This window comes from Janthinobacterium sp. 75 (genome assembly GCF_004365495.1).
GTDB lineage: Bacteria > Pseudomonadota > Gammaproteobacteria > Burkholderiales > Burkholderiaceae_D > Janthinobacterium.
In genome coordinates this window covers 2,435,263-2,447,040 of record NZ_SORD01000001.1, presented here as the reverse complement: position 1 = coordinate 2,447,040, position 11,778 = coordinate 2,435,263, and the positions used below count along the sequence as shown (strand labels likewise).

Below are 11,778 nucleotides of genomic sequence, written 5' to 3'. Positions count from 1 at the left end.
TCATCTTCAGGCATCGCAACGGCAAGATGCCATCGTGTTTCGATATAGACATCAACATTGTTTCACTTTTCACATATATTACACGCACTGCTCCACTCCCACTCACTTGTGTTCGCCATCAACGAGCAAGGCCAGGCTGGCGGCCATCTGCGGCAAATCGAGCACCCGGTCGGCGCCGGCCCGCTTGAGCGCGGCGGCCGGCATGATGCCACAACTGGCCCGCTGCGGATCTTGCACCCAGGCGCTGCCGCCCAGCTGCCGCACGCGCGCCAGTCCCGCCGCGCCATCGGCCGAAGCACCCGTCAGGATGATGGCCAGCATGGCGCGCCGGTAGGCATACGCAGCCGTTTCCAGCAAGACATCGATGGACGGGCGCGAAAAATACACGGGTTCTTCCTGCGACAGGGAAAAACAGCCATCGGGTTCGATTTGCAGGTGGTAGTCGGGCGGGGCAAAATACACAGTGCCGCCTTGCAGGGGCTCCTTGTCTTGCGCTTCGCGCAAGGGCAGCGCACAGCGCTCCGCATACAGCTGTGGCAAGCGGCTGGAGCGGCCGGGCGCCAGGTGCAGCACCACCACCACGGCCGCGCCGCAGGTGGCGGGCAAGGCGCGCAGCACGGTGCCCAGCGCGTCCACGCCACCGGCCGAGGCACCTATGGCGATCAGGCGCAGGCCGGCAGGGGGTGGCGCCACTTCGCAGGTCGGCAACATATCAGGCACGCTGGAAGATGCGTTCAGCCGGGCTCAGCTCGTTGAAGCTGGACGCATGGCGGCTAAAGTGCAGGCTTTCCTTCATGCCCAGGCCCAGGAAACCCCGGTTCACCAGCGCTTCGTGGAACAGGCCCAGGCTGCGGTCTTGCAAGTCTTTATTGAAGTAAATCATGACGTTGCGGCAGGAAACCATGTGCACCTCCGAAAAAACGCTGTCCGTCGCCAGGCTATGGTCGGCAAAGACGAACTGGCGCCGCAGGCGCCGGTCAAAGATGGCGCCCTTGTAGGCTGCCGTGTAATAGTCGGACAGGGAGCGCTTGCCGCCCGCCATCTGGTAATTTTCGCTGAACTGGGCGATACGCTCGACCGGATAGATACCCGCTTCGGCAGCGGCCAGCGCCTCGACATTGATATCGGTCGCATAAATCATGCTGCGCTCCAACAAGCCTTCCTCTTCCAGCAAGATGGCCAGCGACCAGACCTCTTCGCCGCTGCTGCAACCGGCCACCCAGATCTTGATGGAGGGATAGGTGTGCAGGACGGGCACGACTTTTTCGCGCAAGGCGCGGAAATACGCGGGATCGCGGAACATCTCGCTCACTTGCACCGTGAAAAACTGCAGCATCTGCGCGAACATGGCCGGCTCGTGCAAGATGCGGTCCTGCAACTGCGACAGGCTGGCACAGCCGAAGCGCTCCATGGCCTGGCGCATGCGCCGGCGCAGCGACGCCACCGAATAATCGCGGAAATCGTGCTGATATCTCAACAAGATTCCTTCAAGCAATAACTTCAGTTCGATATCGAAAATATCATCGTCTAGCAATTTGACATCCACCCTTCTATGCATGCTGCATCCCCTGCCGCGCACCACTTCGCGGGTACACGAGGCCAGCCGAAATGCTAGCAGATCGCCAGCGATTATCCCGCAGGCAAAGTGTCAGTTTTGTACGCTGGCGTACACTCCCGCGCCTTTTTTCAAGCATCCACGCCCTTCATGCCCTCGTCCGTATAACGCGCGCCCGCCGCCATGCCCAAGGGAAAGGCGGCGTTCATCGCCGCCAGTTCGGCCCCGTCCAGCTGCACGGCCAGCGCGCCGAGGTTGTCGTGCAGATAGGCGGTGCGCTTGGTGCCGGGAATGGGGATGATGTCGTCCCCCTGGGCCAGCAGCCAGGCCAGCGCCAGCTGGGCCGGCGTGCAGCCTTTTGCGTACGCGATGTCCCTGACCTGCGCGACGATGGCCTGATTGCGCGCCAGGTTGTCGGCGGCAAAGCGGGGATTACACTGGCGAAAGTCGCCTGCATCGAGACTGGCCGCATCGACAATGGCGCCCGTCAGGAAACCGCGCCCCAGCGGGCTGTAGGCAAAAAAACTGGCGCCCACGTCGCGGCAGGCGGCCAGTACGCCCTGCTCCGGCTCGCGCGTCCACAGCGAGTATTCGCTCTGCACTGCGGCCACGGGGCAAATCGCCGCCGCGCGCCGCAAGGTGGCGGCGCTCACTTCGCACAGGCCCACGGCGCGAATCTTGCCCTCTTGCCGCAGTTGCGCCAGCGCCCCCATCGAGTCTTCCAGCGGGGTATCGAGGTTCAGCCGGTGCAGATAGAACAGATCGATGGCCTCCACGCCCAGGCGCGCCAGCGACGCTACGCACGCCCGACGAATATAGGCGGGCGAGTTGTCCACGCGGCGCGCATAACTGCCCGCCTCGCGCGCCAGGCCGCACTTGGTGGCGACCAGGGCTTGCCCGCGGTGCTTGCTCAAAAAACGTCCCAGCAACTGCTCATTGTGGCCAAAGCCGTAGGCATCGGCCGTGTCGAACAGGGTCACGCCCGCCGCCAGGGCCGCTTCCAGCGTGGCCAGCGACTGCGCCTCGTCCGTGGCGCCATAGAATTCCGACATGCCCATGCAGCCCAGGCCAAGTGCCGAGCTGCTCAAGCCGCTATTGCCGATGCGTCGTTGTTGCATGTTGATCTCCCTCAAGTGTCAAGGCAGCCAGTCTGCGCCGCGCAGGCCCTGCAAGGGAATGCGCAATTTCGTGATACCTTTCTGGTATGAGAGCCCTCGATACCCATGCCCTGACCCTGTTTTGCGCCGTCGCGCGCTGCCTGAACTTCCGCCAGGCGGCGGAACAGCTGCACATGACCCAGCCGCCCCTGTCGCGCGCCATCAGGCTGCTGGAAGACCGGCTGGGCACGCGATTGTTCGAGCGCGACACCCAGGGCGTGGCCCTGACGCCGGCGGGCCGCACCCTGCTGCCGCAGGCGCTGCACATCCTCGATCTGCTTGATATCGCGCAAACGTCGCTGCGGCAAGACAGCGCTCCCGCACGCCTGCGCCTGGGCCTGACCAGCTCGGTGGAAGCGGGCCTGTTCCGCCCTCTGCTGGCGGCATTGGGCAAGCAATTGGGCACCATGCGTCTGGAACTGACGGCGGCGCCCTCGCCGCGCCTGGTGGCTGCCGTGCGCAAGGGCCAGCTCGATGCGGCCCTGCTCGCCCTGCCCAGCGCCACCTTCGAGCTGGCCGTGCAGCCGCTGGCGCGCCAGCCCATGATGCTGGCCCTGCCCGCCGGCCACCGCCTGGCGAAGAAGCGCAAGGTCAGCCTGGACGACATCGCGGCAGAATCGATTTACTGGTTCGAACGGGCGCGCCAACCCGCCTTTTTCGACCATTGCCAGGAAATTTTTCGCCGGCATGGCTTCTCGCCCGCCTTCGTGCGCGAAGCCGTGGACCACCATGTGCTGCTCAGCGACGTGGCGGCCGGCAAGGGCATGGCGTTGCTGGCCGACTCGTTCCGCGCGCTGCGCCTCGCTGGCGTGGCCTACCGGCAATTGGTGGAAGGAGAGGAATTGGCGGCCGGCATCGGCCTGGCCTGGCGACAGGAACACGTCCATGCGGCCCTGCCCCTGCTGCGCCAGCTGGCGCTGGAGCATTTGAAAAAGTGAGGGCTGCACGCGGATGCGCCAGACGCGCTACCATGACGCCTTCCCCATTTTGTGCGCCACCACGACCATGACGTTTACCATCAGCGACGCCGCCTACGGCACCGATACCCCCGCAGCCAAACTAGCCATGTATGCGGACCTGCGCTCGCAGCTGCAAGGCTTGCTGTCGGGCGAAACCGATTTCATCGCCAATACGGCCAACTTCAGCGCGCTGGTCTTCAACACGATGCCGGGCCTCAACTGGGCCGGCTTTTATTTCCTCAAGGGTGAGGAACTGGTGCTGGGGCCGTTCCAGGGCAAGCCGGCCTGCATCCGTATCAAAAAGGGCCGCGGCGTGTGCGGCACCACCGTGGTCGAAGGCAAGTCCATCGTCGTGCAGGATGTGCACGCGTTTCCCGGCCACATCGCCTGCGACGTGAATTCCCGCTCGGAACTGGTGGTGCCCGTCTTTGCGAACGACCAGATCATCGGCGTGTTCGACCTTGACAGCCCGTTGACGGGACGCTTTGACGATGTCGACGCGCAAGGCGTCGAATCGCTGGTGCGCGTGCTCGAAGCGGCGATCGTCGCCGGGTGAATAGCTAGTTGCCTGCCTTGACGGCGATGAATTCGCCCTTGCCGACAGTCGCCAGGCACGTCGTGTAGCGGCTGTCGGCGCGGATGGCGTCAAGGAAGCCCGCCATGTCCGCGTAATGCGAACTGGCGTTGTCGACGACCAGCATGCCGCCGGCCGCCAGCGCGCGGTCCAGCTGCGGCCACCATAGGGCGTATTGCTGGCGCGCGGAATCGAGAAAGATGAAATCATATGCGCCATCGAGCGCATCGCGCAGCACGTCGCCCGCGTCGGCCAGCAACTGTTTGACCACGCCCTGCAATTGCGCGCGCACAAAGTTGGCATGCGCCATGTCGAACTTGTCCTGCGCCTTTTCCACCGTTACCACGCTGCCACCCAGCGAACGCGCCGCGCGCGCCAGCCACAGGGTCGAGTAACCGTTCGAGGTGCCGATTTCCAGCACCCGGCGCGCACCACGCGCGTGCACCAGCACGGCCAGCAGCTCGCCCGTGTCGCGCGTGATGTTGAGCATGCGCCTGGCGCGCTCCCCGTGCAAGGCGTCGTTGCTGCTACCGAATGCTTCGAGCTCGCTCAACAGAGTGTCGATGCCATGCATGCTGCCTCCTTGTTCAAAGCATCAGCATAGCAAAAAAACTAGACGCTGGCGCGGCGGCGCAGGGGGCGTTTCAGGGTTTGCACCATCACCACGCCCAGCAAGGTCACCCCGCCGCCGATCACGTCGTAGCTGTGCAGGGTTTCCCCCAGGAACATCATGGCGATGATCACCGTGAACACGGGTAACAGATTCATCAATGTCGTGGCGCGGCTGGGACCCAGCTTGGCCAGGCCATGCATCCACAAAAACGGCGCGATGATGGAGGCTGGGATGCCGGCAAACAGCACCAGCGGCAAGCCGGCGCTGGTGACGGGCGGCGCGGACTGGCTCAGGTAATACACGAACAGCACGGGCACGGCGCACCAGACCTGGATCAGCAGCGAATGCCAGTTATCCATGGGAATCTTCCAGCGCTTGAGCAGCACGCCGTAACCGGCATACGACAGGCAGGCCAGCAGCATCAGGGCATCGCCCGTGGCCGCGCCATGGGAGATCAGGGCTGCCGGGTCGCCATGGCTGAGCAGATAGCCGAGTCCCAGCAGCGACACCAGGCCGCCAAACACGCCGCCCACGGTGGGCGCCTCTTTCAACAGCAGCACGGACAGGCCCACGGCCAGCAGCGGCATCATGGACGCCAATATGCCCATATTGGTGGCCGTCGTCGTTTGCGCAGCGATATACGCGAGGCACTGGTACATGACCATGCCCAGCATGCCCAACACAAATAGTTTCCCAAGATACGGTTGCACCACGGCCCGCTGCTTCCACACGGCGCGGCCAAAGACCCCCGCCAGCAGCACGCCGGCCAGCAGCCAGCGATAAAACGAGATAGCGGCCGGGTCGATCACGCCCACGGCCAGCTTGCTGACGATGGTATTGATGGCCCAGATCAGCACGGCGATGACGGGAAGCAGATAATGCTTGGCTTGCATGCGAGAAACTCCATTATTCAATGACTGCCATTTTCGCATGGTCCGATTCCATGGATATAATGCATACCGGACAAACGATGCGATGAACAGGACAATATGGCCAGCAACCAGCATTTCCCCGCCGTTTCCGACACCCTGCCCTACCCCGTATACTTTCGCCTCGACGATTATCACGCGCACCAGCAATTCGATTACCAGAGCCATCCCTGGGGCCAGCTCACGTATTGCTCCACGGGCGTGATGGAAATCATGGTGGCGGGCCAGCGCTACCTGTCGCCGCCCCAGTACGCCGTATGGATACCGCCCGAGACCTTGCACGACGGCTATATTCGCCAGGATGTGGTGTTTCACTCGGCCTACATCGATGCCAGCCTGTGCGCGCAACTGCCGGCGCAGCCGTGCGCGCTGGTGCTGAGTCCCTTGCTGAAAGCCATCCTCGGCGACTTTGCCGCACGGGGCGTCACCACGCCCGCCACTCTGGCCGACCAGCGCCTGGCGCAAGTGCTGGTCGACCAGTTGCAGCTGGCGCCGTGCAGCCGCAACTATCTGCCGGGCAGCGACGAGCCCGTCATCGCGGCGCTGCTGGCGGCCCTGCAGGCAGATCCCGGCAGTAACCGCTCACTGGCCGAGTGGGCCGCGCGATTGCATGTCACCGAGCGCACGCTGGCGCGCCGCTGCCAGCGCGAACTGGGCATGCCGTTCGGCGAATGGCGCCAGCGCCAGCGTTTCCTGGCTGCCCTGCCCCTGCTGGAACAGGGAGAAACCGTGCAGACCATCGCGCTGGAACTGGGCTACAGCACGGCTTCCGCCTTCATCGCCATGTTTCGCCGCCAGAGCGGCGGCACGCCGGACCAGTTCCGCCGCGGCCTGCGCTGAAAAAGCGCGTCCGCTTTGTCATGGTTTGTCATATGGGGATGCTAAAATTAAAACATCTTTCCAGAGAGCAAAAGGACGCGCATGAACCCCAGCACCGAGACGGCCACCGATACCCAAGGCAGCGAGGACATGCCCCAGGCATCAGCAACGGCCGTGACGGCGCCAGCGCCCACCCGCCTGGACAAGGAGGAGATTCCCACCGTCCTGGGCAAGCTGCGCACCCTGGTGCAGGACAAGACGCGTTTCGAGCCGCAGGACATCACCCCCTTGAGCGAGGAAGATGTGCTGCAGGATTTTTCCTTGCAAGCGAACTACGCGCTCGAAGCGCGCTTCGAGCAGCGCGTCATCAATGGCTATTTCACTCCATCGGGCAATGACTGCCACTGTGCTTCCCACGAGGTGGGAGCACTCGCCCACGCGCAGGAAAAGGAACGCCTGCGCCGCGCGGCGGCAAAGCTCGACAATGCCTTGCGCCAGGCGGGCCATGCCTACAATGGCGTCGAGGCGGGCGTCTACCTGCCGCATGCCGTCAAGTACTGGCACCTGGACACCTGCAGCAACTGCCATGGAAAAGGCCGCATCAGCTGCCATACCTGCCACGGTTTGACCACGGAAACCTGCTGGAGCTGCCACGGCGGGCGCACCGTCAGCTGTGACGGCTATGGCTGCTACGGCAGCGGCAAGGTGTCTTGCTCGTATTGCAGCGGCAGCGGCACCGTTTCCGAGCAAGTCACCGATTACGTGACGGTGCAAGTGCCCACTACCACCTACAGCAACGGCAGCTCGCACACCAGCTACCACAGCGAAACGCGCACGCAATACCGCACCGAGCATCGCAATTGCTATCATTGCAGCTACGGCAAGGTCACGTGCAATAGCTGCCACGGTTCCGGCAACATCAATTGCGGCACCTGCCGCGCCAGCGGCAGCGTGACTTGCCGTACCTGCAGCGGCGTGGGCGACTTGCGCTGCAATCCCTGCGACGGTTCCGCCAAGGTGGGCAAGGCGGCCTGGGTCGACGTGCGCGTGGCGCCCGGCTACAGCGTCAGCCTGCCCAAGCAGGCCCCCGACGATGCGCGCCGCATCCGCGACAAGGAGAGCGTGCACTCACTGGCGGCCATTGCCAGCAGCATGGCCCTGGCGAAAGTGAGCATTTACAACGAAGACCAGCCGCAGGAAGTCGACGCACTGTATGGGGGCAAGCTGCGCATCGTGCGCCTGGATGCATCTTGCAACGCAGAAAAACATCACCTGGTGGCGTATGGCACGGACTTGCGCTGGCTGACGCTGGACGACATCGTGGAAAAGTTGCTGCGCGGCGACCTCAAGGCCCTCAGCGACGCGCTGGCCGGCAGCGCCGACGACGGCCTGTTCTCGGCCCACGTGCAAGGGCTATTGACGCCACTGCGCGACGTGGCCGCCTCGGAACTGAATGCGGATGTGATCGAGTCTGTCCTCAGCGGCGACGCGGACCACGCGCACGTCGATGTCGTCTCCGCCGAGTACGCGCAGAATGTGCGCACCTGCGTGCTGGGCGCCCTGCGCCAGGTCTACACGCGCCTGGCGAAGCAGTTCTGGTGGAAAAGCGCGCTGGTCGCCTTGGCCGCCGCCATCGCCACCTGGTACTTCGCCGGGCGCGGTGCCGCCGCCGTCGCAGGCTTGCTCGTCACGGGCGCCGGCTACTGGCTGTTCAACCGCAAGGTAAAAAACGTGCTGAGCGAAGCGCTGGGCGGCCAGCAGCAAGCCGAACGCGCCATGGGCATCGCCGGCAAGGGCCGCCGCAACCAGTTGGCGCAAGTGCTGATCCTCGCCCCCGCCAGCCTGGCCGTGCTGGCCGCCAGCTATGGCTTGCCCGTGCGCGTGCGCCCAGCTCCGCCGCCGCAGCAGGCGGCCATGGCGTCGGCGCCTGTCGCCCCCCATGCGCCGGCCGCCGTGCCGCAGGACGCAAGCAGCGCCAAGGCCGTCAAGCTGTATGAAAATGGCGACAAGGTGCAGGCGCTGGCCATGCTGGAAAGCCTGGTCGGCAAGGGCGACGCTGGCGCGTATGGTTTGTATGGCTGGATGCTGCTGATGGGCGAAGGCAAGCCCGGCCCCGCTACAGCGCCAACGGCCCAGCAACGCGAAGCGCGGCAGGTAGCCGCCAAGCCCCTGATCGGCAAGGGCCTGGTGAAGAACGACAGCTATGCGCTGACGGCAAAAGGCGTGATGCTGGCCGAAGGCTGGCAGGAAGCGCGCAACATGGCGCGCGGGCTGGACCTGCTGAAACAGGCCGCGAACAAGGGCAATGCGCAAGCCATGCATTTGCTGGGCCTGTACAACGTGCGCGGCTACCAGATTCCCGTCAACCACAAGGAAGCGCGCAAATGGTTCACCCTGGCCGCCGACAAGGGCAGCGCGGGCGATATCTACAATCTTGGCCTGATGGACTGGGAAGGCGCGGGCTTGAAACGCCCCGACCGCGCCAGCGCCATGCAGCGCTGGAAGATCGCCGCCGCCATGGGCGAGGAGCGCGCGATCAAGGCGGTAGCGCAGGGACAGCCTTAAGGAGCACCTGAGAAAAAGCCCATGGCGTTGTTGCATTGCCTGGCCGTACGTTCGTACTGCCTGCGGCAACGCGCCTAGCCCTGAGCATTTTTCAGGCGCTCCAACAGAATGGCGGCAAGAACCGCCGCTTCCGATTTTTATGCTGCCGCCAGCGCCTGCAAGGCCATCGGGTTCGGCGTCGGCTCGCCGATTCTCGTCAGCAGGTTGCGGTCCGTGTGGTGGAACGGTTCATCCTTGCCACGGATCAGCATGGCCGTATCTTCGTCGTAGCCCCAGGTGCCATCGGCGTGGAAATCGACCTTGATGCGGTATTCGACGGTGGTGAACGCGTGTTCAAGGAAGGGGTTCGAACAGATGCCGTAGGCCGTCGAATCGCGCTTGGCCACCAGTTCGAAACTGGTGGCGTCCACTGTCGTCGTGCCGGACGCCAAGGCGATCTGGCCGTGCGTGCCCGTCCTGATGCCGGCCATGCCGGTCAAGACTCCCAGGTTGTGTGCACGCCGGCGGACGGCTCGGTATGGATATCTTCGGGAAAATCGCTCTTGCGTCAATCTTTAAAATGGGGCCACCACCGTCTTTGCTGCCATTGCAAGACGCAGGCTACCGTCAGGGGAAGAGCGCGATGTGGCCCTCGATGAACAGCAAGGCTGCTGTCGCCAGCGCAGGACGCTGCGCTTCAAACACGGCTGCATCGTGCGTCTGCAGCAGGTTGGCGGCCACCTCGGGCAGCTCCAATGCACCGGCGATGAACGCCGCCACCGCTTCGACATTCGCGTACAGGGCGCTGTCGTAGCCTTCCCAGTCCACATAGGCCAGCCACTCGGCCAGCATCACCACGCCGGCGACAGGCGGCGACAGGGCCGCGATGCGCCCGGCGCGCAGCACACTGTCCGTGCCGATCTGCTCCTGCTGCTGCACGGCCAGCGCCACGTGCTGCAGCGCGTCATCCGGGTCGCGCCGGTACTTGTTCAGCAGGCGCTGCGTCAGCGTGTAGCGCTCGGCGTCGATGCCGCGCAAGGCAGCCGCCACCTCGTCATCATGCAGTGCCAGGTGGCGCGCCGCGCAAGCCGCATCCACGCCGGCTTTCGCGGCGACGATCTCGATGAGCTGCTGCCGGCGCGCGTCATCCATGCCTACACCAGCGGGTCGGTCAAACCGGTCAGGGTGAAGATTTCAAAGCCCGTTTCCGTCACGGCCAGCGAGTGCTCGAACTGCGCCGACAACGAACGGTCTTTCGTCACCGTCGTCCATTTGTCCGGCAAGACCTTGACCTGGTAGCTGCCCACGTTAAGCATCGGCTCGATGGTAAAGATCATGCCCGGTTCGAGCACGATGCCCGTGCCGGCGCGGCCATAGTGCAGCACCTGCGGCGTGTCGTGGAAGACCTGGCCTACGCCATGGCCGCAGAAGTCGCGCACGGAGGAAAAGCCCTGCGCCTTGGCCACCGCCTCGATGGCGGCGCCCACGTCGCCCAAGGTCGCACCAGGGCGCACGGTGTGGATGCCGGCCATCATGGCTTCATACGCCGTGTTGACGAGGCGGTTGGCCAGGATGGAGACGGCGCCGACCTTGAAGGTGCGGCTGGTATCGCCAAACCAGCCCTGGAACTTCGGCGTTACGTCGATATTGAGGATGTCGCCCACTTTCAGGATTTTCGTTTCCGACGGGATGCCGTGCGTGACCACGTGATTGACGGAGATGCAGCTGGCGTGCTTGTAGCCGTGGTAATCGATGGTGCCGGGGATGGCGCCGGCGGCGCGCATGAATTCTTCGCACAGGGCGTCAAGCTTGGCCGTCGACACGCCAGGTTTGACGAACGGCGTAATGTAGTCGAGCGTGTCGGCGGCGATGCGGCCGGCCGCGCGCATGCCGATGAAACCTTCTTCGTCATGCAGGGGGATTTTCTTGCCGTGTTCAAGCTGGGTGGAATAGCGCATGGAGTTCTTCTTTGTTAGTGTGATGTGGTGTGTGAGGCCCAGCCGCGCACGGCATCGTGCGAGGCGCGCAGCATGGCGTCGACGCTGGCCGGTATCGGCCGCTCCTGGGTCAGGTAAGGCTTGACGACGGCCACGGGGGCGTCGATCAGCACGAACTTGAGCAGCATATGGTCCAGGTCCAGCTCCGTGGTGGCGGGCATGGCTTCGGCGCAGCGGACAAAGCAGGCGTCGAGCGCAGCCTGCTCTTCCTCGACGGCGGCGGCCAGCTCCTCGCTGAGGCCACCGTTGAAATCGGGACTGTCCGCGCATTGCAGCAGGAAGCGCGCATACACGGGCTTGCGCCGGCACCAGTCCAGCAAGCCATGCACGCCGGCCCAGGTGTCGCCGCCGAGCCAGCGGCTGGCCACTTCCTCACGGAAATCGCTTTTCACGCGCAGCCAGGCGCGCGCCAGGATGGCGTTGCGCGAGTCGAAGCGGTGATACACGGAGCCGATGGGCGCGCCGGCCTTGACGGCGATGGCGGCCATCGACACGGCGCCCACGCCGCATTGGGCGGCGACGGCAATCGCGCTGTCGATAAAGTTGTTTTCGTTGAATTTTGCAAGTCTGACCATTCAAATAGAATACAGATTCTATTTGAATCCGTCAAGCGGCCCAAGATGCCCCCACA

The 11,778-nt window shown here is 64.2% G+C and carries 13 protein-coding genes; 4 read left to right on the top strand and 9 right to left on the bottom strand.

Features of this window, described 5'->3' with window-relative positions:
• Positions 1-102 precede the first annotated feature (102 nt).
• The 3 genes from C8C89_RS11120 to C8C89_RS11110 form a co-directional block, all read right to left on the bottom strand.
• Positions 103-711, bottom strand: a complete 609-nt coding sequence (locus C8C89_RS11120) for a chemotaxis protein CheB (RefSeq protein ID WP_133993299.1) — start codon at positions 709-711, stop codon at positions 103-105.
• Position 712: 1 nt separating this feature from the next.
• A complete protein-coding gene (locus tag C8C89_RS11115) occupies positions 713-1,558 on the bottom strand; it encodes a CheR family methyltransferase (protein WP_166674712.1) in 846 nt (281 codons plus the stop codon).
• 128 nt (positions 1,559-1,686) lie between these two features.
• Positions 1,687-2,673, bottom strand: a complete 987-nt coding sequence (locus C8C89_RS11110) for an aldo/keto reductase (RefSeq protein WP_101482292.1) — start codon at positions 2,671-2,673, stop codon at positions 1,687-1,689.
• An 86-nt stretch (positions 2,674-2,759) separates the two neighbouring features.
• On the opposite strand from C8C89_RS11110, the gene C8C89_RS11105 reads away from it, so the two are divergent.
• Both C8C89_RS11105 and C8C89_RS11100 read left to right on the top strand, forming a co-directional pair.
• Positions 2,760-3,650 (top strand): LysR family transcriptional regulator, encoded by an 891-nt coding sequence (locus tag C8C89_RS11105; protein WP_243857972.1) that lies wholly within the window; start codon positions 2,760-2,762, stop codon positions 3,648-3,650.
• A gap of 67 nt (positions 3,651-3,717) precedes the next feature.
• Positions 3,718-4,227 carry a GAF domain-containing protein gene (locus tag C8C89_RS11100; RefSeq protein WP_101484676.1) on the top strand — a complete coding sequence of 170 codons (510 nt, stop codon included), beginning with the start codon at positions 3,718-3,720 and terminating at the stop codon, positions 4,225-4,227.
• A gap of 4 nt (positions 4,228-4,231) precedes the next feature.
• On the opposite strand, the gene C8C89_RS11095 is transcribed toward C8C89_RS11100, so the two are convergent.
• On the bottom strand, positions 4,232-4,819 hold the full coding sequence (locus C8C89_RS11095) for a class I SAM-dependent methyltransferase (protein WP_101482293.1): 588 nt from the start codon (positions 4,817-4,819) through the stop codon (positions 4,232-4,234).
• Between the two features lie 38 nt (positions 4,820-4,857).
• On the bottom strand, positions 4,858-5,751 hold the full coding sequence (locus C8C89_RS11090) for a DMT family transporter (RefSeq protein WP_101482294.1): 894 nt from the start codon (positions 5,749-5,751) through the stop codon (positions 4,858-4,860).
• 96 nt (positions 5,752-5,847) lie between these two features.
• On the opposite strand from C8C89_RS11090, the gene C8C89_RS11085 reads away from it, so the two are divergent.
• Both C8C89_RS11085 and C8C89_RS11080 read left to right on the top strand, forming a co-directional pair.
• Complete coding sequence (locus C8C89_RS11085; RefSeq protein WP_101482295.1) at positions 5,848-6,627, top strand: helix-turn-helix transcriptional regulator; 780 nt, start codon at positions 5,848-5,850, stop codon at positions 6,625-6,627.
• Positions 6,628-6,708: 81 nt separating this feature from the next.
• Complete coding sequence (locus C8C89_RS11080) at positions 6,709-9,171, top strand: tetratricopeptide repeat protein (RefSeq protein WP_133989905.1); 2,463 nt, start codon at positions 6,709-6,711, stop codon at positions 9,169-9,171.
• A 137-nt stretch (positions 9,172-9,308) separates the two neighbouring features.
• Here the strand turns inward: C8C89_RS11080 and C8C89_RS11075 are convergent, their stop codons facing one another.
• From C8C89_RS11075 to C8C89_RS11060, 4 genes are all read right to left on the bottom strand, one after another.
• A complete protein-coding gene (locus C8C89_RS11075) occupies positions 9,309-9,641 on the bottom strand; it encodes a hypothetical protein (RefSeq protein ID WP_180338515.1) in 333 nt (110 codons plus the stop codon).
• Positions 9,642-9,777: 136 nt separating this feature from the next.
• On the bottom strand, positions 9,778-10,302 hold the full coding sequence (locus C8C89_RS11070) for a hypothetical protein (protein ID WP_133989903.1): 525 nt from the start codon (positions 10,300-10,302) through the stop codon (positions 9,778-9,780).
• 2 nt (positions 10,303-10,304) lie between these two features.
• Positions 10,305-11,108 carry a type I methionyl aminopeptidase gene (gene map / locus C8C89_RS11065; RefSeq protein WP_101482298.1) on the bottom strand — a complete coding sequence of 268 codons (804 nt, stop codon included), beginning with the start codon at positions 11,106-11,108 and terminating at the stop codon, positions 10,305-10,307.
• Positions 11,109-11,122: 14 nt separating this feature from the next.
• Positions 11,123-11,722 (bottom strand): TetR/AcrR family transcriptional regulator, encoded by a 600-nt coding sequence (locus C8C89_RS11060; RefSeq protein ID WP_101482299.1) that lies wholly within the window; start codon positions 11,720-11,722, stop codon positions 11,123-11,125.
• Positions 11,723-11,778: the final 56 nt, after the last annotated feature.

Coding starts and splice junctions, on each gene's coding strand:
- C8C89_RS11090 (WP_101482294.1), bottom strand. CDS start 5,751: ATGCAAGCCAAGCATTATCTGCTTCCCGTCATCGCCGTGCTGATCTGG.
- C8C89_RS11120 (WP_133993299.1), bottom strand. CDS start 711: ATGTTGCCGACCTGCGAAGTGGCGCCACCCCCTGCCGGCCTGCGCCTG.
- C8C89_RS11075 (WP_180338515.1), bottom strand. CDS start 9,641: ATGGCCGGCATCAGGACGGGCACGCACGGCCAGATCGCCTTGGCGTCC.
- C8C89_RS11080 (WP_133989905.1), top strand. CDS start 6,709: ATGAACCCCAGCACCGAGACGGCCACCGATACCCAAGGCAGCGAGGAC.
- C8C89_RS11085 (WP_101482295.1), top strand. CDS start 5,848: ATGGCCAGCAACCAGCATTTCCCCGCCGTTTCCGACACCCTGCCCTAC.
- C8C89_RS11070 (WP_133989903.1), bottom strand. CDS start 10,302: ATGGATGACGCGCGCCGGCAGCAGCTCATCGAGATCGTCGCCGCGAAA.
- C8C89_RS11115 (WP_166674712.1), bottom strand. CDS start 1,558: ATGCATAGAAGGGTGGATGTCAAATTGCTAGACGATGATATTTTCGAT.
- C8C89_RS11100 (WP_101484676.1), top strand. CDS start 3,718: ATGACGTTTACCATCAGCGACGCCGCCTACGGCACCGATACCCCCGCA.
- C8C89_RS11095 (WP_101482293.1), bottom strand. CDS start 4,819: ATGCATGGCATCGACACTCTGTTGAGCGAGCTCGAAGCATTCGGTAGC.
- C8C89_RS11105 (WP_243857972.1), top strand. CDS start 2,760: ATGAGAGCCCTCGATACCCATGCCCTGACCCTGTTTTGCGCCGTCGCG.
- map (WP_101482298.1), bottom strand. CDS start 11,108: ATGCGCTATTCCACCCAGCTTGAACACGGCAAGAAAATCCCCCTGCAT.
- C8C89_RS11110 (WP_101482292.1), bottom strand. CDS start 2,673: ATGCAACAACGACGCATCGGCAATAGCGGCTTGAGCAGCTCGGCACTT.
- C8C89_RS11060 (WP_101482299.1), bottom strand. CDS start 11,722: ATGGTCAGACTTGCAAAATTCAACGAAAACAACTTTATCGACAGCGCG.